This is a genomic window from Leifsonia sp. GW821-FHT13C05, from assembly GCF_058806515.1.
The window spans coordinates 1288392-1308994 of record NZ_JBXAPT010000001.1; the positions used below are offsets into that span (position 1 = coordinate 1288392).

Sequence of the window (20603 nt, forward strand, 5' to 3'; positions counted from 1 at the left end):
GCGCAGCTGCGCGCCAGCGCGACCGGCTCAGTATCCGCCGCGCTCCTCCTCCAGCTTGGCGAGGTCCCGCCAGATCAGCAGCCGCAGCCGAGCGGGGCGCTCCTCCTCGTAGTTGGCCTTGAGCGCCTCCGCGCCGGAGAACGCGTCGAGTCCGGCCTGGATGGCGCGGCCAACCTCGTCCCAGGCGTCCTGCCTGGCGCGCTCCACGATCCTCAGCAGCTCCTCCTCGGAGTCCGCCTTCGCGCGCAGTGCCGTCGCCAGTGCCCTGGCCGCCTCCTCGCGCAGCGCCAGGTTGCCCGCATCGACGTCGCGGTAGTCGTGCGGGTGCGTCGCGTCGCCGCCCAGCCCCGCCACCGCGAGCCGCGCCTCGGCCGCCCGCTCGGCGGCCTGGTCCTGCTCGTCGGCGAGCTCCCGCAGCATCTCCGCCGCCTGTGCCGTGTGCCTGGCGGGGTCGAACGGGTTGTCCTGCTGGATGGTGTCGACCACGATGTGGTTCTTCACCGCCATCCTCGTGGCGTAGTCGGCGAGGAGCATCCCCTCCTCCACGGACTGTTCGAGGGTCGGCGGAGCCGCTTCCTCGAGCGCGTCCTCGTCGAACGGCCGGGTGCGCGGCGTGACCACGCGCTTGCGGAACCAGTTCGGCCAGCGCATCCCTCTCCTCGGATCGCAGGCGGCGCGGAAAGGAGCGGCGCCGCCCTGCCCTTCCATTCTGTCGGAAAACCGCGTCGGTGAGGCAGAGTGGTGGCATGGCCGATGTGCGATACGAATTCGAAGCGGAACTGTGGCGGTGGGAGGCCCGGCGGGACCTGTGGGTGTTCGCCAGGCTGCCGCTCGACGTGTCGGAGGACATCCGGCTGCAACCGCATCCACCCGCCGGGTTCGGCTCGGTGAAGGTGATGGTGACGCTCGGCGGCTCGCGGTGGTCGACGTCGGTGTTCCCCGAGTCGGCGGACGGGTCGTACATCGTCGCGATCAAGGGTTCCGTGCGGCAGAAGGAGGGCGTCGGGCTCGGCGACGTGGTGAGGCTGGGGATCGAGACGCTGCTGTAGGGGTCAGGCGCGCCGGGTCAGGCGACGAGCATCCAGGTCGTCATCGCGCACATCGCGACGGCGGAGACGACGGGGAGCAGGGCCGCGACGATGCCGTGCGTCGCTGCAAGGCGCACGGCGCAGGCGAGGCAGACGACAGTAAGCGCTCCGACCGCGACGGCGATGACGAGCAGCAGCCAGGAGCCGCCGAGGTGGGCGGCGTGCGGATCGCCGGATGCGGCGACTGCTGCGCTGGATGCGGCACCGGATGCTGCGCCGTCGTGACCGTGCAGCGCCGCAAGCACGACCATGAGCGCCATCGTGAACGGCTCGACCGCGAACCGCGCCCGGCCGCGCCTGCGCCCCGCTGCTGCCACCACCGCGGCGACGACGAACAGCCCAGCGGCCCAGACGGCTCCGGGAACCAGGGGGACGGCGATCGCAGAACCCGCCATGTCCGCCGCCATCGCCGCCGTCGCGAGCAGCGAGAGCACCGGCAGAACGATCAGCGGAACGCTCGGGATGCGGCGCGCGGCCGGACGCGGCGAGACGGTCGCACTGGTCATACCGTCAGGCTACGAAGGCCGCCGTTCTCCCGGTGTGCCGCCCGCGCATCCCTGTTGCGCGCGCCCGCACGGTTCCGGCCGGAGCGCGCGGGGGTTCGCGTGCTACGATCCGTATCACGGATCGTATACAGTGTCGTCCCGATCAGGTGAGGTAACCCCGTGCTCAACCCGACAACGCAGGCCGTCAACCCGACCATGCAGCCCGGCCAGACCATGCAGCCCGGCCCGGCCACGCAGGCCGCCGGTCAGCCGCGCGCCAACCGCGTGACCACATCCACCGCCAGGAACTTCAGCGAGTTCCGCACCGCGGTGTCCGAGTCGTTCGTGCCACTGCACGTGACCAGTTCGCGTCCCGACCCGTTCTGGGGGCGCATCCGGTCGGCGGGCGCGGACGAGGTGCACGTCTCCGAGGTCAGCGCCGCCGAGCACGTCGTCGAGCGCACGCCGGAGCTGATCGCGCGCTCCGACCGGCACTACTTCAAGCTGAGCCTGCAGCTGTCGGGCACCGGCCTGCTCATCCAGGACAACCGCGAAGCCGTGCTGCAGCCGGGCGACCTGGCCGTCTACGACACGCACCGGCCGTACTCGCTGGTGTTCGACGACGACTTCCGGACGATGGTCGTCATGTTCCCGAAGCACCTCATCGACCTGCCCGCCGACGTGGTCGCGCAGCTCACCGCCGTCAAGATGAGCGGCAAGTCCGGCGTGGGCAGCATCATCGTCCCGTTCCTGGCGCAACTGGTCGGCAACCTCGAGCAGCTCAACGGCGCGACGGGCGCCAGGCTCGCTCACAGCGCGCTCGACCTGGTGACGACGATGTTCGCCAACGAGCTCGACGTGACCAGCGGACCCGGCAACCCGCACCAGGCGCTGATGCAGCGCATCCGGGGCTACATCGACGCGAACCTGGCGTCCACCGACCTCGGTCCGACGCAGATCGCCGCCGCGCACTTCATCTCGACGCGGCACCTGCACGGGCTGTTCCGCGAACAGGGCACGACGGTGTCGTCGTGGATCCGCACCCGGCGGCTCGAACGCTGCCGGCGCGACCTGCTGAACCCGCTCTACGGCGACCGTCCCGTGGCCGCGATCGCCGCCCGCTGGGGGTTCGTGGACGCCGCGCACTTCTCCCGGGTGTTCAAGGCGACCTACGCCGAGTCCCCCAGCGAACTGCGCGCCTCCGGCCGCGCCGCCTGACGACTCGATTCTTTGTCGGGGAGGGAACGGGGCTTGACGGTCGGGGCATGATCGCGGCTGGGCGGTTGAGGCCGATGGATGCGCGTGAGCACGATGGGTGCGACCCGCGCGACGCAGCGCGGGCGGAAACGGAACCCGCATGCCAGGCACCGCCCTTCCCCCGACCAGCAGACAGGTGGTCTTCCCGTCCGCTGGCGTGATCGAGACCGCCGAGCAGCCGCTGCCTACGCCGGGGCCGGATGACCTCATCCTGCGCGTCGCCCTCGTCGGCGTGTGCGCGACGGACCTGCACCTGCTCGCCGGACACATCGGCGACCCGTTCCCGCTCGTGCCGGGTCACGAGTTCGTCGGGGAGGTCGCGGCCATCGGCGACGCGGCCGCCGAGGCGCGCGGGCTGGCGGTCGGCGACCACGTCGCCGTCGAGATGCTGCTGCCGTGCCAGGTCTGCGCGCGCTGCCGCGAAGGCCGCTACAACCTGTGCGAGGCGGACGACCCGGCCTCCGGGCTGCCGCACGGCCGCCAGCTGGGGGTGAACATCCCGCGCACGGTCGCCCCCGGCCTGTGGGGCGGATACGCCGAGCACCTGTTCGTGCCGCGCGAGGCGGTGGTGCACCGGCTTCCGGATGCGCTTCCCTGGCAGCGCGCCGTGCTGACCGAACCGCTCGCCGTCGCCTGCCGCGCCATCGCGCGGGGGCGGGTGGCGCCCGGCGAGTCGGTCGTGGTGATCGGGCCGGGCCCTGTCGGCATCCTCGCCGCCGCTGCCGCCCGGTCGGCGGGCGCAGGACGCGTGATCGTCATCGGCACCCGCGCGAACCGGCTGGAGCTCGCGATGCGGTTCGGAGCGGACGCCGTGGTGAACTCCCGCGAGACCGACCCGGTGGCTGCGGTCTCCTCCGCACTCGGCGGACGCCTGGCCGACGTGGTCATCGAGATCGCGGGAGCCACGGCTGCGCAGCAGCAGGCCGTGCGGCTGGTGCGGCGCGGAGGGCGCGTGGTGCTCGCCGGTGCGTGCGGCGCGAACGCTCCGGTGACCTTCCTCGCCGACGAGGAGCTGCTGACCCGCGAGATCGACCTGCTGCCGTCGTTCCTGTCCGCCGGAGGCTTCGAGCCGGCCATCCGGATGCTCGAACGCGGCGACTTCGACTACGAGTCCCTGGTGACCCACCGGTTCGGGCTCGGTGAGGTGCGTGCGGCGTACGACGTGATCGAGCGGCGTGACGGCGGAGTGCTGAAAGCCGTGATCGACCCCGGCGTGAACGTGGTCGCGCGATGACCGGCGAGCGGGCCGGACGGTTCGGCGGGCGCGTTGTCGCCGTCAGCGGCACCACGAGCGGCATCGGGAGGGGCATCGCCTCCACGCTGGCCGCCGAGGGCGCGACGGTGTTCGGGCTCGATGTCGAACCGGGAGGGATCGGCGAGCACATCCCCTGCGACGTCTCCGACGCGGACAGCGTCGCCAACGCGGCGGCCGACCTGCTCGCGCTCAGCGGAGGGCGGATCGACCACGTGGTCGCCAACGCGGGCATCCGCGGGTCGGACACGGCCGCCGAGGAGCTGCCGATCGCGGAGTTCGACGCGGTGCTCGCGGTGAACCTGCGCGGGGTGTTCCTGACGCTGCAGGCGTTCGCGCCGGCCATGCTCGCGGCGGGGCGGGGCAGCATGGTGGCCGTCGCATCCATGTCGGGCAATCGGGTGGTGAACGTGCCGCAGCGCACCGTGCACTACAACACGGCGAAGGCGGGAGTGACGGCGATGGTGCGCACGCTCGCCGTCGAGTGGGGCGGGCGCGGGGTGCGGGTCAACACGGTCTCCCCCGGCTACGTCTCCACACCCTTCCTCGACGGAGACAGCGCCCTGCACGCGCAGTGGCTGCCGAACACCGTGCCAGGACGCTTCGCGACCATCGAGGAGATCGCGGCGGGCACCCTCTACCTCCTGTCCGACGACGCAGGGTACTGCTACGGCACCGACCTGCTGATCGACGGCGGATACTCCCTGCGCTGAGACGCGCACCACGAAAGGAATGCGATGACGGACATCCAGCACGACCAGGCGACCCACGACCCGGCACCCCACGATCCAGCAACCGACGAGTGGCGCACCTACGACGAGTTCGCCGCGGGCATCGACACCTACCGGCTGCCGAACACCGACCTGGCGGGCACCGCGCTCACGCTGACGCTCGACGACGGCTCGACGCTGACGCTGGCGTTCGACGCGGACTCGGTGACCTGGACAGCCTCCGGCGCCATCGGCTCCGGAGGGACGGACCCGTACGACGCGGTCGCGGTGCGCGACGACGTCGTGTTCGTCAACCTGCCGCTGACGAGCGTGGAGCGGGAGGCGATCACGGTGGTCTACTCGACACGGACGCACCGCGCGCTGGTGGCGCACTCGGTGATCGGCGAGGAGGACGTCGACGGCACCCCGAGGGTGCGGCAGACGTTCCACGCGGCGGTGACCGATGCCGGAGATCCCACCGGGGAGGCGCCAGCTCCGTCCCGCGACCTGATCGGCAAGAGGAACATCTACCGCTACAGCCCGCAGCACCTCTACGAGCACGTCTACGTGTCGTCGCAGCGCTACGCCTGGCAGTGCCTGGAGGGCGTGCAGCGCGGGCACGGAGACATGGACCTCTCCACCGTGTGGAAGTTCGCCGACGGACTGTACCTGTTCTGCTTCCGCGAGTTCCGGATCGCCGTCGCCAGCGTGTGGCTGCACGACCTCGGCTACGACCTGCGCACCACGGGCATCTTCCTCGGGCTGAACGGCGCGGGCGAGTCCGAGCACTCGCGCGCGGGCGGCCACATCTACCCGCTCGGCTCCGTCTCGTACCCGGACGCGCAGCCGGTCTGACCGCATCCACCGCACGCATCGACCACACCCACTGACTGGAGCAGCAGCATGACACGCAATCACGACATCATCGCGGCGCACTACGCCGCCTCCGACCGCGGAGACATCGACGGGATGCTCGCGCCGCTCGCCGCCGACGCCCGCTGGACCGAGATGGCCGGGTTCCCGTACGCGGGCACGTACATCGGACCGGAACAGGTGCGCGCGGGCGTCTTCGAGCGCATCGGCGCCGAGTGGGACGGCTACACGGCCGCCATCACCGAGCTCGTCGACGGCGGGGACACCATCGTCGGCCTCGGCACGTACAGCGGCACCAACAGGGCCACCGGCCGCTTCTTCGAAGCCCGCGTCGCGCACGTCTGGCGGCTCGCGGACGGCAAGGTCGTCGCGTTCGAGCAGTTCACGGACACCGCGCTCGTCCGGGATGCGGTGCAGTAGCGCCGGGAGAGCGCGGACGGGCAAGAAGGGTGCAGCCACAGGCAACACCCGGAGACACACCCGGCCATAGGTTTCAGTCGAGATGCCACGACGAAGTGGTCGTGGCGCAACCCGAGAGGCAGGGAAGCGCATGAGGAAACACCTGATCTACGCGGCGGCGGCGCTCGCGGCATCAACAGCACTCGTGCTGAGCGGCTGCAGCGGCGGAGGCAGCGGCGACGGCAAGTCCCCGATCGTGGTCGGATCGGTCAACACCAAGAGCGGCGCAGCCACGTTCCCCGAGGCATCGCTCGCCGCCGCCGCGGTCTTCAAAGACCAGAACGCGAAGGGCGGAATCAACGGCCACCCGATCGACTACAAGGCGCTCGACGACAAGGGCGACCCGGCCACCGCATCCGCCAACGCCCGCGAGATCGTCGGCAGCGACGAGGCCGTGGCGATGGTCGGCTCCGCGAGCCTGATCGAGTGCGAGATCAACGCCAAGTACTACGAGCAGCAGAAGATCCTCTCCATCCCGGGCGTCGGGGTGGACACCGGCTGCTTCGACAGCCCCAACATCTCGCCGGCCAACGTCGGGCCGTTCAACGACATGACCCTCACCCTGTACTGGGGCTCCGAGGTCGCCAAGCTCGACAACATCTGCGTGCTGCTGGAGATCGCGGGAAGCACCCGCCCCGCCTACCAGAAGGCCATCGACAAATGGACCGAGATCACCGGCAAGAAGCCGCTCTACGTCGACGACACAGTGCCGTACGGGGCCAGCGACTACACCCCGTACATCGTGAAGGCGAAGGACGCCGGCTGCAAGGCTCTCGCGATCAACCCGGTCGAGCCGGACGCCATCGCCCAGGTCAAGGCGGCGAACGCGCAGGGCTGGAAGGACGTGAACTGGCTCTACCTGACCAGCGTGTACAGCGACAACTTCGCCAAGGCGGTCAGCGACGCGGGAGCCGGGATCTACGTCCCCGCCGAGTTCTACCCGTTCACCGACGCATCCAGTGACATCAACAAGGACTGGCGCGACCTGATGACCAAGAACGACATCCCGCTCACCTCGTTCTCGCAGGGTGGATACCTCGCGGCCAAGTACTTCATCGAGGTCGCGAAGGGCATCAAGGGCGACGTGACCAGGGACTCGGTCACGAAGGCTCTGCACGACATGAAGCCGATCGAGAACCCGATGGTCGGAACGCCGTACACGTTCGGCACCGCCACGGTGCACGACGGGAACACCGCAGGCTGGCCGATCAAGCTCGTCACCGGCAAGAACGCCTGGGAGCTGAACGGCGACGACTGGATCACGATCCCCAAGAAGTGACCATCTGCGGGGCTTGCCTCCCTCGCGGAGGCGAGCCCCGCATCCACTGTTTCTGAAAGGAGCCCCGGATGCTGCAGGGCGCCCTCGCCGGCCTCGCCGCCGGCGGACTGTACGCCGTGCTCGCGGTGTGCCTCACCCTGATGTCCCGCCTGGTGCGGGTGGTCAACTTCTCCCAGGCCGCGACCGGGATGTTCGGCGGATTCGTCGCGGTGTGGCTGGTGAGTCACGGCGGCTGGCCGATCTGGCTCGGCTCGCTGGCCGGTGTGCTCATCGGCGGGGCGCTCAGCGCGCTGATCGGGCTGATCATCGCCACCTGGCTGCCGGAGGCGGACACCACGACGCGGTCGGCGGTGACCGTCGGACCGCTGCTGCTGCTCATCTCGCTGTCGTTCATCCTGTTCGGCAACAAGCCGCAGCCGTTCAGCCCGATCCTCTCCGGCCCGGCGTTCTCGATCGGCGGCGTGGTCGTCAGCCAGGTGACGGTCGCGACCGTCGTGCTCGCCGTCGTCGTCGCCGTGGCCTGCCGGCTGGTGCTCACGCGCACCTCGATCGGCACCAAGCTGCGCGCCCTGTCTGAACGGCCGACGACGGCCGAGCTGATCGGCATCCCGGCCAAGCCGTTGAGTGTCGCAGTGTGGGCGGTCACCGGGCTCATCTCCGCCCTGGTCATCATCATCGTCGCCCCGTCGCAGTCGAACGACGCGACCAGCCTGTCGATGCTCATCGTGCCGGCGTCGGCGGCGGCGCTGCTCGGCGCGTTCAAACGGCTCGACCTCGCCGTGATCGGCGGCCTCGTGCTCGGGCTGCTCAGCGGCCTGGTGGCGCAGATCGACGAGGTGTCGTTCATCCGGAACTTCCTGCCGTTCCTGTTCATCATCGGATTCCTGCTGTGGACGCAGCGCAAGGAGGTGTGGGATGCGGCGCGTTAGCGGCACCCCCGCGGCACGGATCGCCCTGCCGTTCATCGTCGGAGCCGTCGGCCTGGGCGCCGGATACGCGCTCAGCGTCTCGCTCTCCGGCTACTTCGTCTTCCTCGCGGTGAGCGCCGTCGTCGCGGCCATCGCGATCCTCGGGCTCGGCATCGTCACCGGCAGCGCCGGGATGATCGCTCTCTGCCAGCTGACGTTCGCCGCGGTGGGAGCGTGGATCGTCTCGCTGCTCAACGTGCTGAACGCGCCGGGCGGGTTCATCGTCTGGCTCATCGTCGGCGGCCTGGCCGCCGGGGTGGTCGGCGTGCTCGTCGGCCTGCCGGCCCTGCGGCTGCGCGGGGTCAACCTCGCGGTGGTCACGCTCGGCTTCGCCGCAGCGGCCGACGTGACGCTGGTGCAGATCCAGTTCCCCGGCTCGACGGACGGCATCTCGGTGCTTCGGCCCGACGCGTTCAGCGACGACCGGTCGTACTTCTTCTTCAGCGTGCTCGTGCTGGTGGTCTGCGGCATCGCGGTGTACTTGCTGCAGAACGGCCGCTGGGGGTCCAGCTGGAAGTCCGTCGCGTTCTCCGAGCGCGGCACGGCCTCTGTCGGAGCGAGCGTGCGCAGCTCCAAGCTCACCGCCTTCGCCGTCAGCGCCACCCTCGGCGGTGTGAGCGGTGGCCTGATCGCCGGGCAGGTGGGGCTGCCGTTCGCGAGCAGCTTCACGCCCATCCAGTCGCTCGCGCTCTACGTGCTGGCGATCATGTCCGGCGCGTACCTGATCGACATGGCGATCTTCGGCGGCATCGTCTGGATCGCGGTGCCCGAACTGCTGAAGCGCTGGGGCATCCCGCAGGACTGGGGCTTCGTGATCTTCGGCGTGCTCGGCGTGCAGGCGCTGACCAGCGGGTCGAACCTGGGGCAGAGCATCCGGAACGCCTGGTGGAAGCGGCAGGCGGCGCGGCGTCCGGTGGAGGTGGCCGCCCCGCTGTCGGACGCGGACGCGGTGCGGGATGCTGTGCCCTCCCCCGCCCAGCCGCCCGCGCCGGACCCGGCCGCAGCGCCCGTGCTGGTGGTCGAGGACCTCGGCGTGGCCTTCGGGCAGGTGAAGGCGCTGAACGGCGTGAGCCTGGTGGTGCCGGAGAACACGATCATGGGACTCATCGGCCCGAACGGCGCGGGCAAGTCCACGTTCGTGGATGCCGTGACCGGCTTCCTGCCGCAGCACACCGGACGGGTCAGCCTCGACGGCCGCGACCTGCGCGGGCTGTCCGCCACGGCGCGCGCCCGGCTCGGCCTCCGCCGCACCTTCCAGCAGGACAGGGTTCCGCCGACGCTCACGGTCGACGCGTACGTCCGCTTCGTCGCCCGCCGCCGGCTCAGCACGGCCGAGCTCGACGAGACGCTTGCCTTCTTCGGCTGCCCCACCGCCCGGACCCGCCTGCAGAACGTGGATGTGGGCACCAGGCGGCTCGTCGAGGTGGCGGCCAACGTGCTCGCCCGTCCGCGCATCCTGATCCTGGACGAGCCGGCGGCCGGACTGTCGCACGAGGAGCACCTCGAGCTCGGAGCGCGCCTGCTTCAGGCTCCCGCCCGGTTCGGGATGTCCATCGTCCTGATCGAGCACGACCTCGACCTGGTGCGCTCCGTCTGCTCGAGCCTCACCGTGCTCGACTTCGGCGAGGTGCTCGCCAGCGGACCGCAGGCGGAGGTGCTCGCCGACCCCGCCGTCATGAAGGCGTACATGGGTGAAACGGAGATGCTGTGAACGCGGACAACGAGCTGGTGCTGGATGCGGTCACGGTCAGCCGCGGCGCAGGACCGGTGATCAGCGAGGTGAGCCTGCGCGTCGAGCCGGGCAGGATCACGGCGCTGGTCGGGCCGAACGGCGCGGGGAAGACGAGCCTGCTCGAAGCCATCTCGGGGATCGTGTCTCTGAGCGGCGGCACGATCAGCGTCGACGGCGACTCGATCGCGCGACTCTCCCGCGTGCAGCGCGCCCGGCGCGGCATCGTGCACATCGAGCAGGGGCGCGCCATCTTCCCGTCGCTGACGGTGCAGGAGAACATCCGGCTCACCGCAGGCACGCAGGAGGGCGTCGACGAGGCGCTCGCGCAGTTCCCCGAGCTGGAGAAGCGGCGGACGAGCGCATCCGGGCTGCTGTCCGGCGGCGAGCAGCAGATGGTGGTGCTGGCGCGCGCGTTCGCGTCGAGGCCGAGGTTCCTGCTGATCGACGAGATGTCGCTCGGGCTCGCGCCGGTGGTGTTCATGCGGCTGCTGCCGATGATCAAGCAGTTCAGCGAATCCGGGGTGGGCGTGCTGCTCGTCGAGCAGTTCACGCACCTGGCGCTGGGCGTCGCGACCGACGCCCTCGTCGTCGCCGGCGGCCGCGTCACGTACGCGGGCGATGCCACCACCCTGCAGGCCTCCCCCGAGATCCTCCACCGCGCCTACCTCGGCGGCTGACCCGCGCTCCCAGATAATCGAGTCGGGACTTATGCACGCCTCCACCGGCGTGTCGCGTGCATAAGTCCCGACTCGATTTTTTGGGCGGGGCGGACGGTCAGGCGTCGAGGGGGATGGTGGGGACGTCGACGATGTGGGCGCCGCCGTCGGCGACGATGGTGGCGCCCGTGATGTACGAGGATTCGGCGGAGCCGAGGAAGCGGATGACGGAGGCGATCTCCTCCGGCTGGGCCGGGCGCGCGAGCGGGACGGCGGCCGTCACGATGCGGTAGCCCTCCTCGCGGCTCGCCAGTCCGGATGCGCGGGCGAAGTCGTCCATCTCCTCGTCGGCCATCGGCGTCTGCACCCAGCCGGGGCAGACCGCGTTCACGCGCACCCCGAACCGGCCGTAGTCGCGGGCGAGAGACCGGGTCAGCCCGATCAGCGCATGTTTTCCGACCGTGTATCCGGCAACGCCAGGACCGGCGAAGAGCCCGGCGAGCGACGACACCACCACGATCTGCCCGTGCGACTCGACCAGCTGCGGCAGGGCGGCCCGGGCGAGCACGAACGCCGTCGTGACGTTGGTGCGGAAGGACAGCTCCCACGCGGCGTCGTCCGTCTCGTCCACGGTGCCGAGCCCGTGCCCTCCCGCGTTGGCCACGACCACGTCGATGCGTCCCAGCTCGGTGACGACCTGGCGCACGGCGGCCTCCGCGTCGTCGCGCAGGCTGGCGTCCGCGACGATCGCCAGCCCACCGGTCTCCGCGGCGACGGCATCGAGCGGCCCGCGACGACGGCCGACGAGCACGACGTGCGCACCCTCTGCCGCATAGCGGCGGGCGGTCGCGGCGCCGATGCCGGTGCCTCCCCCGGTGATGACGACGACCTTGCCGTCGATGGATGCTCGGCTCAGGGGCACGGCTGCCTGCTTTCTGTGGTGGGTGACGTCGGCGATCACGCCGGGAAGGACGATCGCGCCAGGTAGCCGAAGTCGGAGACCAGGGCGTGCCCGTTCACCGGTCTCGACGCCGGAGACGCGAGGTAGAGCACGTGCCTGGCGACCTCGTCCGGGCTCTGCACCGGGAAGTCCGCCTCCGCGAATCCCCCGGGCTCGACGCCCAGATCGGCGCGCGCCATCGGGGTGTCGACGATCGACGGACAGACGGCGTTGACCCGAACGCCGTCGGCGGCGAGGTCGACGGACAGGGCGCGCATCAACTGCAGCACGGCACCCTTCGACGCGTTGTACGGCACCATCCCGGGAGCCGCGACGAAGCTGGAGTCCGACGCGAGCAGCACCACGGACGGCGCGGCGGAGAGCCGCAGCCACGGGAGCGCGTGCTTGACCACGAGGAACGGTCCGGTGACGTTGACGGCGAGCACCGCGTTCCAGTCCGCCAGCGCGATCTCGTCGACTCGGGTACCGAACGGGCCGGAGATCCCCGCGCAGGCGATCACCGCATCCACGGTGCCGAGGGCATCCGCCGCGGACGCGACGGCCGAGGCCACGGAGGACTCGTCGGTGACGTCCACCACGAACTCGGCGGCCTCGACGGCGCCGCCGGCTCCGACGGCGCCGCCCGTCCCGGATGCGCGCAGCTCGTCGCCGACGGCGGCCAGCCCCCGCGCATCCCGGTCCAGCAGCGCCACCCGCGCGCCCTCGGCGGCGAACGCCAGCGCGCACGCCCGGCCGATGCCGCTGGCCGCGCCCGTCACGATGACGCCGCGGCCGGCCAGTCCCAGCTCCATCAGTCCTCCGGCACCAGTTCGGGAGCGCCCGTCTCCTCTGTGCCGTGGCCGATCTGCGCGTACACGCGCGGGTTGCGTCGCTTCAGGATCGCTCCCCAGACGATCCCGAGGATGCCGGGCACGATCACCACGGCGGGCAAGATGAACGTGGTCGCGGTGGCTGGGGCGGTCGGGTCGCTGGTGAGCAGCACATTGAAGTTGACCAGGATGAGCACGAACACCACGAGCAGGGCGACGCCGGAGACCACGGGGGCGACCAGCCGCTGCCAGACCCCGACGCCGTGCCGGTCGCGGCGGAAGAAGCCGATCACGGCGACAGACACCACCGCCATCAACAGCACGAGCCCCATCGCCCCGCTGTTGGTCAGCCAGGAGAACAGCGTCAGCACGGGGAACAGCGCGGCCGGAGCACCCTCCGGCGGCACCCAGCCGACGCTCGCGATGGCGAAGACGGCGATCACCACCACGGCGAGCGCCGTCTGCGTCACCGATCCTGCCCACGGTGCTCCGCTGCTGGCGCGCACCCTGGACAGCCAGCCGGGCAGCACGCCTTCGCGGCCGAGCGAGAAGAAGTAGCGCGCGACAGCGTTGTGGAAGCTGACCAGGGAGGCGAACAGGCTGGTGACGAAGAGCAGCTGGGCGATGTCGCTGACCACGACGCCGACGTTGGTGGAGAGGAAGGTGAAGATGAGGTCGGGGCCCTGCTTGGTGGCGTCCGCGATGACCTTGCTCGGGCCGGAGCCGACCGTCATCGCCCAGGACGAGAGGGCGTAGAACAGCGCGATGATGCCGACGGCGGTATAGGTGGCCCGCGCGACCGTGCGCTTCGGGTCCTTGGACTCCTCGCCGTAGATTGCGGCGGACTCGAAGCCCATGAATGCTGCGATGCCGAAGGCGAAGACGGCGCCGATGCCGGTGACGAACAGGCTCGACGGGCTGAGCGCCTCGGCGCTGACGCCCTCCGGCGCGACGATGAACGCGGCGACGTCGTAGACGATGACCACCACGAACTCGAGGGCGACCAGCACGCCGAGCACCTTCGCGGACAGGTCCACCCTGTTGACGCCGAGGACGGCGATGAGTGCGATGCAGACGAGGATCGGCAGCCACCACGGCACATCCCAGCCGAACTTCGCGTTCAGGAGGGAGGAGACCTGGAAGCCGAACAGGCCGTACACGCCGATCTGCATGGCGTTGTACGAGACCAGCGCGACGATCGAGACGCCGACGCCGGCCGGGCGGGAGATGCCGCGGGCGACGTAGGAGTAGAAGGCGCCTGCGTTGGTGACGAAGCGGCTCATCGCCGCGTAGCCGACCGCGAAGATCGCGAGCGTCACGCCCAGGATGAGGAACGAGAGCGGCACCCCCGTGACGCCGGTGACCGCGAACGTGGTGGTGACGCCGCCGGCGAGCACGGTGAGCGGCGCGGACGCCGCGATGATCATGAACGTGACGGCGGGGACGCCGAGGCGCCGCCGGTGCGCGGACGGCGTGGTGGCGGCGACGGCGTTGTCTGCCTGATCTGTGGAAGTCACGGGGTACTCCTCGGTCGGCGCGGCACAGGATTCGCCACGGCTATCAGCGATATTCCCGCTTCCTCCACAGATCGGGCTTGGCTCCAACTGCACACAACTTGACTCAACAGGCACATCGCGCCGGTGCGCATTCCCCAGGATGGAGTACGGCTTCGATACTGAACAGACCACCAGCAGAAGGATGTCCATGTCCGCGCACCACCACACCAGCACAACGACCGCACCGACCACGGTCGCGCATCCCCTCGATTCGCTGACGGCCGCCGAGCTCGCGCGCGGTCGCGACATCCTCGACGCAGCGGGGCTCATCGGGCCCGGCACGCGGTTCCCCTCCGTGCTCCCCGTCGAGCCCGCCAAGGAGGCCGTCGCCTCCTTCCGGCCAGGGGATGCGATCGAGCGGCGCATCCTGTTCGTGCTGCTGGACACCGCCACCGGGCAGTCGGCGGAGGCCGTCGTCTCCCTCACCACTTCGGAACTCGTGAGCCACACGCCGCTGTCGACGGACGCCGCGCCGTACGGGCAGCCGCAATACCTCTTCGAGGAGTACGAGGCGGCCGAGCGGATCGCCAAGGCGTCTCCGGAGTGGCAGGCGGCCATGACGCGTCGCGGGCTGGCCGACCGCATGGAGCTGGCGTTCTGCGCACCGCTCGCGCCCGGGCACTTCAACCGGGCGGACGAAGTGGGCAGGCGCGCCATCCGGTCGCTGACGTTCCTGCGATCGAGCATCGACGACTCGCCGTGGTCGCATCCGGTGGAGGGGCTGATCGTGCACATCGACCTCACCGCCGGCACGGTGATCCGGGTCGAGGACGAGGGCGACGTCCCCGTGCCCGCGATGGACGGCAACTACGACGCAGCGACGGTCGGACCGGCCCGCACCTCGCTGAAGCCGATCGAGATCACGCAGCCGGAAGGGCCGAGCTTCCACGTGGACGGGCAGGCGGTCGAGTGGGAGAACTGGAAGTTCCGGGTCGGCTTCAACGCGCGCGAGGGCCTGGTGCTGAACCAGGTCACGTTCCGCGACGGCGACGAAGACCGGCCGGTGCTCTCTCGTGCGTCCGTTCCCGAGATGGTCGTGCCGTACGGCGACACGACGCCCACCCGGTTCTGGATCAGCTACTTCGACGCCGGCGAGTACCTGCTCGGCAAGAACGCCAACAGCCTGACCCTCGGCTGCGACTGCCTCGGCGTCATCCACTACTTCGACGGCGTGGTCGCCGACGACCACGGAAACCCGGTCACCATCCCCCAGGTGGTGTGTATGCACGAGGAGGACTACGGCGTGCTCTGGAAGCACACCGACCTCACCGGCAAAGCGGAGGTGCGGCGCTCCCGCCGCCTGGTCGTGTCGTACTTCTCCACCATCGGCAACTACGACTACGGCTTCTTCTGGTACTTCTACCTCGACGGCACCATCCAGGTGGAGGCGAAGGCGACGGGCATCGTCTTCGCGGGAGCCGGCATCCCGGGCTCCGACGACCCGCACGCGACCGAGATCGCGCCAGGACTGTTCGCTCCCGTGCACCAGCACCTGTTCTGCGCGCGGCTCGACGTGGCGATCGACGGGGAGCGCAACTCGCTCGCGGAGGTCGACGTGGTCGGCATCCCGATCGGCGAGGACAACCCCTACGGCAACGCGTTCACCTGGACCACCACGCCCATCCGCAGCGAACGGGAGGCCGGACGCCTGGCCAACACCGCGTCGTCGCGGGTGTGGGAGGTGACCAGCTCCGACAGGCGCAACCTGGTCGGCAAGCCGACGGCGTACCACCTCGTGCCGCAACCGGGGGCGACGCTGATGGCGCAGCCGGAATCGACCGTGTTCGGGCGCGCGACGTTCGCCACCAAGCACCTGTGGGCCACCGCGTTCGATCCGGCGGAGCGCTTCCCGGCGGGCGACTACCCCAACGCGCACGCCGGAGGGGCGGGCCTCCCCGCCTGGACGGCCGCGGACCGCTCGCTGGAAGACACCGACATCGTGCTCTGGCACGTCTTCGGTCCGACGCACATCCCGCGCCCGGAGGACTGGCCGATCATGCCGGTCGACTACTCCGGCTTCCTGTTCAAGCCGTACGGCTTCCTCGACCGCAACCCGGCGCTCGACCTGCCGGATGGCGCTGCCGCGTCGTCCTGCTGCGCGGGCGGCGATGGTGGCGGCGAGCACGGCGGCGGCGAGTGCCGCTGCAAGCACTGACCACCACCTGACGGCATCCCTCTGCACCACCCCTCACCGAACGGAGACATCACATGAGCGCTCTCACCCTGTCTGACACCTCCACCTGGCTCCCGCTGGACGGGCTGGCCCCCGGCTTCGACGCGAACAAGGCGGAGCCGACCGCCGACCTCGCCGGGCGCACCGTCGCGCTCGTCGACGAGCGCGGCACCAGGATCGTGCACCGCTTCGGCGCGGACAGCGTCGAGTGGGAGTACCAGCCGGGAGACGGGGATCCGATCGCCGCGTCGTCCGGCACGGACCCGTACGAGGCGTTCGAGGTCGACACCGGGCTGTACTTCGCGCAGTTCCACCACCAGCACAAGCCCGACGAGGCGGTGTCGCTCGTCATCGACCTGACGAACGGCCGTGCGCTGTCGATCATCCAGGCCATCGGAGACCAGTTCCCGGGGAACACCGCGGTGCGTCAGCTGTTCGTGCCGTCGCTCATCGAGGGCGTCGAGACCGCCGGAGCGGAACCGGCGCCGACCACCGCGCTGATCGGCCGCCGGGTGATGTGGGTGTACAGCAGCGAGCACGCGTACGAGCACGTCTACCTGAGCCCGCAGTGGTACTCGTGGCAGTGCCTGGCCGGACCGGAGAAGGGTCTCGCCGACACCGACGAGAACTCCGTCTGGGAGATCCGCCCCGGCATCTACGTGTTCACCTGGCGCGAGAAGGTCATCCCGTGCGCGTCGGTGACCATCGCCGACCACCGCAACGTGCGCGCCATCCGATCGCACGGCGTGCTGTTCGGGCTGGACGAGTCCGGCACCGTGCCGACGCACTTCACCTTCGGGGCGTACGGGCGGCTGCTGAGCAACACCGTGCATCCCGACCCGTACGATCCTGCAGTTGCTGCTCCCGCTGCGGCCGCTCCCGCTCAGGATGCCGGAGCGGACACCGCGCGATGAGCACCGTCGGCGAGGGCGCGGCCGGCCTCCTGGTCACGAACGCCACCGTGTACACCGTGGACGCCGATCGCTCGCGGGCGGAGGCGTTCGCCGTGCGCGGCGGCCGGATCGTCGCCGTCGGTTCTGCGGCGGAGCTGTCCGGCCTGCGCGGGCCGGAGACGCGGGTGCTCGACGCGGCAGGCGCGTTCGTGATGCCCGGCCTCGTCGACGTGCACAACCACCACGCCCACGCCGGACGGGCGGAACTGTTCGAGCTCACCTTCTCGAACGGAGCGAGCTACGACCAGATCCTCGACGCGGTGCGCGCATACGCAGCGACCCGCGGTCCGGACGAGTGGATCGTGGGCAGCAGCTGGGGCACGGGACTCCTCGACCAGCTCGGGCACGCCCAGGCGCGGCGCGGGCTCGACGACGCGGCAGGGGGCCGTCCCGTGCTCCTCACCGACGACAGCCACCACAACCGGTGGGTGAGTTCGCGGGCGCTGGAGCTCGCCGGGATCGACGCATCCACACCGGATCCGGATCGCGGCGTGATCGTGCGCGACCCGGAGACCGGAGAGCCGAGCGGCGTGCTGCTCGAAGCGGCCGGCCTGCTCGTCGAAGAGGTGGCGCAGCCCGCCGTCGCGCTCAATGCCGCCCAGCAGGAGCAGGCGTCGGCGCGCGCCATCGAGATCGTGCACTCCTACGGCATCACCGCGTTCCAGGATGCGGCGATCTCGCTCGACCAGATGCGGGCGCTCAAGGCGCTCGACGACCGTGGGGCGCTGAGCGCGTGGGTCGTCTCCTCGATGACCGTCAACGACCAGATCTTCGGATACGCCGAGCTGGGGGACGCGCTCATCGCGCACCGCGCAGAGCTGACGGGCGAGCACCACCGCCCCGACTTCATCAAGATCTTCCTCGACGGAACGCCGCCGGCGCACAGCGGCGCGTTCCTCGAACCCTACCTTCCGTCCGACGCGCACGGCGCCCACTTCCACGGCACGACCACGATGCCCGCCGACGAGTTGCTCGGCTGGCTGCGACGCACCGCAGCCCAGGGCATCTCGGCCAAGATCCACTGTTCGGGAGACGCCGCCGTCCGGATGGTCCTGGATGCGGTCGAGACGGTCCGCGCGGAAGGCCACACCGCTCCGCTCTACCAGATCGCCCACGGGCAGTTCATCGCCGAGAGCGACCTGCCGCGCTTCGCGCAGCTGGGGGTGTCTGCGGACATCTCGCCGTTCCTGTGGTTCCCCGGTGTGATCGCCGACGCCCTGAGCACCGTGCGGCCGGCCGAGGAGGTCGCCGGGCTGCAGCCGAACCGGTCGCTGATCGACTCGGGCGCCCTGGTGGCCGGAGGGTCCGACTGGCCGGTGAGCGAGACCCCGAACGCCTGGGAGGGCATCGAGGGGCTCGTGACGAGGGCCGACCCGTCCGGGCAGCGCAGTGGCGTGCTCGGGATCGAAGAGGCCATCACGCTGCCGGAGGCCATCGAAGTGTTCACCGTGAACGGCGCGACGGCGATGGGGCTCGGAGACGTGACGGGCTCGCTCGAACCGGGCAAGTCCGCCGACTTCGTCGTGCTCGACCGCGACCCATTCGTGGTGCAGGAGCACGAGCTGCACAGCATCAGGGTATTGCAGACGTTTTTCGAGGGTGAGCAGGTGTTCTCGCGGGAGTGACGCGTCCTCCCCTGCCGGGTGGAGCGGTTACCCTACACTTGTTGACTACGCGGCTGTCGATGCCGGCCACACCATCGTGGCCGAGTCCCAGCGCGTTTCGAGGGGAGACGTATGCCCAAGGTGATCGACCACGATCAGCGGCGCTCTGACATCATCGACGTCACCTGGGCGCTGATCGTCAAAGGCGGGCTCGAGGCTGCGACGATGCGGGAGATCGCCAGCGAGGCCGGCTTCGCCAACGGCGCACTGAAGCACTACTTCCCCGGCAAGGACGAGATCATCCAGGGCACGTACGACCGCGCCCTCGGCATGATGAGCGAGGGCGTGGCCAGCGCTGTCGGCGACGCGACCGGCCTCGAAGCCCTCCGCGCGATCGTCTACGCCTCCGCCCCGCTCACCGAGGAGGCCATCGTCGCCGGCCGCGTGCTGCTCAGCTTCTGGGAGCGGGCGATGTCGAACGACGACCTCCACCAGGCGTACCTCTCCCACCTCACCAGCTGGCGCGGCGGCCTCCGCACGTACATCGAGCAGGGCAGGGCGGCCGGCGACATCGTCTCCTCCACCCCCGACGAGCAGCTCGTCGACGAGATCGTCCTGATCAACGTCGGAGCCAACGTGATGAGCCTGATCGCCCCGCACCTCTCCACCCCGGCACTGCTTGAGGCGCAGCTGGACGCGTTCTTCGAGCGGATCACGACCGCCTGAGGTGGTCGCGCCCCTCCGATGAGCGCGCGAACGCGGCGTGCATCCCGGTCTGGGTGAGAGCGGACAGCAGGGTGAAGCCGGAGAGGCCGTCCCAGCCGCTCGTCCAGGTGAGCGTGCGCGCCAGCTCCCACACGGTCTGCTCCTCCGCGGCGGCGGTTCCGGATGCGAGCCCTGCGGCGACCTCCTGGGTGCGCCGCAGCTGGTGTCGCGACAGTTCCGCGCAGCGCTCCGCCAGCCCGGTGAACACGTCCTCGTGTCCTGGCGCCACCTCGCGTTCGCCCAGCGCCGCGACCCGTTCCAGCGAGTCCAGGTAGTCGGCGATCGGGTTCCTGGTGAACCCCGGGCCGAGCCCGATCCCCGGGTTGACGGTCGGCAGCACGTGGTCGCCGGTGTAGAGCATCCCGAGCCCGGCGTCGTCGAGGCAGAGGTGGCCTGCGGTGTGGCCGGGCGTCCACAGCACCCGGATGCTCCTGCCGGGGATCGCGAGGATGTCGCCGTCCCGCACCCCGGCGATCCGGTCGGCGGCCCCGTCGGGGAGCGTCGCCGCCGCTGAGGGCCTGGCCGCCGCGGCGAGCAGCTCGGGGCGCCGCTGCTCCGGGACGCCCCACGCCTCGACTTGCGCGGCAGGGTCGCGAGCGGGCGCGGGTGGCGCGAGCAGCGCATCCCGTTCCCGCTCGTGCAGCACGATGGGAGCGCCGGACGCCGCACTCACCTCGAACGCGAGCCCGAGGTGGTCGGGATGCAGGTGCGTGGCGATGACGGACGCGACAGAGTGCATCCCGTGCCCGATGCTGCGCAGGGCGGCGTCGAGGGCGGCGAGGTTGTCGCTGCCAGCCGTGCCGGGGTCGACGATGTGGATGCGGCCGTCGGCGTCCTCGATGAGGTAGCAGAGGCTGTACGGCAGCCCGCCCGGATGCATCGGGACGCGCAGGGCGTGCACGCCGGGGTGGAGTTCTCGCAGCTGCCCGGTCACCGCTTCAGGGTATCGGGGTGTGGTGTGCGCGCGGGTGGCGCGGCCGGAACGTGCCCGGCCGCGCCACCCGCGCATCCACTGTCCGCTCG

The 20603-nt window shown here is 70.6% G+C and carries 20 protein-coding genes; 14 read left to right on the top strand and 6 right to left on the bottom strand.

The annotated features are described in order from the left end of the window. Nucleotides 1–27: 27 nt before the first annotated feature. The gene (locus AC1ROC_RS06180) at nucleotides 28–651 is read right to left on the bottom strand and encodes a hypothetical protein (RefSeq protein WP_492998771.1); all 624 of its coding nucleotides are present in this window, start codon (nucleotides 649–651) and stop codon (nucleotides 28–30) included. A 95-nt stretch (nucleotides 652–746) separates the two neighbouring features. Between AC1ROC_RS06180 and AC1ROC_RS06185 the strand changes: the two genes are divergently transcribed. Further along, on the top strand, nucleotides 747–1049 hold the full coding sequence (locus AC1ROC_RS06185) for a DUF1905 domain-containing protein (RefSeq protein ID WP_492998773.1): 303 nt from the start codon (nucleotides 747–749) through the stop codon (nucleotides 1047–1049). A gap of 17 nt (nucleotides 1050–1066) precedes the next feature. On the opposite strand, the gene AC1ROC_RS06190 is transcribed toward AC1ROC_RS06185, so the two are convergent. Then, nucleotides 1067–1594, bottom strand: coding sequence for a hypothetical protein (locus AC1ROC_RS06190; RefSeq protein ID WP_492998775.1), 528 nt, complete (start codon nucleotides 1592–1594; stop codon nucleotides 1067–1069). Between the two features lie 213 nt (nucleotides 1595–1807). Here AC1ROC_RS06190 and AC1ROC_RS06195 point away from each other — a divergent pair, with 213 nt between their 5' ends. From AC1ROC_RS06195 to AC1ROC_RS06235, 9 genes are all read left to right on the top strand, one after another. Next, complete coding sequence (locus AC1ROC_RS06195) at nucleotides 1808–2791, top strand: AraC-like ligand-binding domain-containing protein (protein WP_492998939.1); 984 nt, start codon at nucleotides 1808–1810, stop codon at nucleotides 2789–2791. A 139-nt stretch (nucleotides 2792–2930) separates the two neighbouring features. Further along, a complete protein-coding gene (locus AC1ROC_RS06200) occupies nucleotides 2931–4064 on the top strand; it encodes a zinc-dependent alcohol dehydrogenase (protein WP_492998777.1) in 1134 nt (377 codons plus the stop codon). Beyond that, the gene (locus AC1ROC_RS06205; RefSeq protein WP_492998779.1) at nucleotides 4061–4795 is read left to right on the top strand and encodes an SDR family NAD(P)-dependent oxidoreductase; all 735 of its coding nucleotides are present in this window, start codon (nucleotides 4061–4063) and stop codon (nucleotides 4793–4795) included. The genes AC1ROC_RS06200 and AC1ROC_RS06205 overlap by 4 nt, the downstream gene beginning before the upstream one ends. Nucleotides 4796–4819: 24 nt before the next feature. Further along, nucleotides 4820–5647: a MoaF C-terminal domain-containing protein gene (locus AC1ROC_RS06210; protein ID WP_492998781.1), complete on the top strand. Its 828-nt coding sequence runs from the start codon at nucleotides 4820–4822 to the stop codon at nucleotides 5645–5647. Nucleotides 5648–5695: 48 nt separating this feature from the next. Further along, complete coding sequence (locus AC1ROC_RS06215) at nucleotides 5696–6085, top strand: nuclear transport factor 2 family protein (protein ID WP_492998783.1); 390 nt, start codon at nucleotides 5696–5698, stop codon at nucleotides 6083–6085. A 130-nt stretch (nucleotides 6086–6215) separates the two neighbouring features. Further along, nucleotides 6216–7403, top strand: coding sequence for an ABC transporter substrate-binding protein (locus AC1ROC_RS06220; protein WP_492998785.1), 1188 nt, complete (start codon nucleotides 6216–6218; stop codon nucleotides 7401–7403). A gap of 68 nt (nucleotides 7404–7471) precedes the next feature. Next, nucleotides 7472–8332, top strand: a complete 861-nt coding sequence (locus AC1ROC_RS06225; protein ID WP_168689013.1) for a branched-chain amino acid ABC transporter permease — start codon at nucleotides 7472–7474, stop codon at nucleotides 8330–8332. After that, a complete protein-coding gene (locus AC1ROC_RS06230) occupies nucleotides 8319–10082 on the top strand; it encodes a branched-chain amino acid ABC transporter ATP-binding protein/permease (RefSeq protein ID WP_492998787.1) in 1764 nt (587 codons plus the stop codon). The genes AC1ROC_RS06225 and AC1ROC_RS06230 overlap by 14 nt, the downstream gene beginning before the upstream one ends. Next, nucleotides 10079–10780: an ABC transporter ATP-binding protein gene (locus AC1ROC_RS06235; protein WP_492998790.1), complete on the top strand. Its 702-nt coding sequence runs from the start codon at nucleotides 10079–10081 to the stop codon at nucleotides 10778–10780. The genes AC1ROC_RS06230 and AC1ROC_RS06235 overlap by 4 nt, the downstream gene beginning before the upstream one ends. Nucleotides 10781–10877: 97 nt before the next feature. Here the strand turns inward: AC1ROC_RS06235 and AC1ROC_RS06240 are convergent, their stop codons facing one another. From AC1ROC_RS06240 to AC1ROC_RS06250, 3 genes are read right to left on the bottom strand one after another with little or no spacing between them, the layout of a single operon-like run. Then, entirely contained in the window at nucleotides 10878–11681 is an 804-nt protein-coding gene (locus tag AC1ROC_RS06240; RefSeq protein WP_492998792.1) for an SDR family NAD(P)-dependent oxidoreductase, read from the bottom strand. Nucleotides 11682–11716: 35 nt separating this feature from the next. Further along, nucleotides 11717–12511 (bottom strand): SDR family NAD(P)-dependent oxidoreductase, encoded by a 795-nt coding sequence (locus tag AC1ROC_RS06245; RefSeq protein WP_492998793.1) that lies wholly within the window; start codon nucleotides 12509–12511, stop codon nucleotides 11717–11719. Beyond that, on the bottom strand, nucleotides 12511–13956 hold the full coding sequence (locus AC1ROC_RS06250) for an APC family permease (RefSeq protein WP_492998941.1): 1446 nt from the start codon (nucleotides 13954–13956) through the stop codon (nucleotides 12511–12513). The genes AC1ROC_RS06245 and AC1ROC_RS06250 overlap by 1 nt, the downstream gene beginning before the upstream one ends. 277 nt (nucleotides 13957–14233) lie before the next feature. Between AC1ROC_RS06250 and AC1ROC_RS06255 the strand changes: the two genes are divergently transcribed. The 4 genes from AC1ROC_RS06255 (at nucleotide 14234) to AC1ROC_RS06270 (ending at nucleotide 19541) form a co-directional block, all read left to right on the top strand. Further along, nucleotides 14234–16240, top strand: a complete 2007-nt coding sequence (locus tag AC1ROC_RS06255) for a primary-amine oxidase (protein ID WP_492998795.1) — start codon at nucleotides 14234–14236, stop codon at nucleotides 16238–16240. Nucleotides 16241–16293: 53 nt separating this feature from the next. Next, on the top strand, nucleotides 16294–17172 hold the full coding sequence (locus tag AC1ROC_RS06260; protein ID WP_492998797.1) for a molybdenum cofactor biosynthesis F family protein: 879 nt from the start codon (nucleotides 16294–16296) through the stop codon (nucleotides 17170–17172). Then, a complete protein-coding gene (locus AC1ROC_RS06265; protein WP_492998800.1) occupies nucleotides 17169–18836 on the top strand; it encodes an amidohydrolase in 1668 nt (555 codons plus the stop codon). The genes AC1ROC_RS06260 and AC1ROC_RS06265 overlap by 4 nt, the downstream gene beginning before the upstream one ends. Before the next feature lie 111 nt (nucleotides 18837–18947). Continuing rightward, nucleotides 18948–19541 carry a TetR/AcrR family transcriptional regulator gene (locus tag AC1ROC_RS06270; protein WP_492998802.1) on the top strand — a complete coding sequence of 198 codons (594 nt, stop codon included), beginning with the start codon at nucleotides 18948–18950 and terminating at the stop codon, nucleotides 19539–19541. Here the strand turns inward: AC1ROC_RS06270 and AC1ROC_RS06275 are convergent. Beyond that, nucleotides 19528–20514 (bottom strand): MBL fold metallo-hydrolase, encoded by a 987-nt coding sequence (locus AC1ROC_RS06275; protein WP_492998805.1) that lies wholly within the window; start codon nucleotides 20512–20514, stop codon nucleotides 19528–19530. The two genes, AC1ROC_RS06270 and AC1ROC_RS06275, sit on opposite strands and share 14 nt — an antisense overlap. Nucleotides 20515–20603 lie beyond the last annotated feature (89 nt).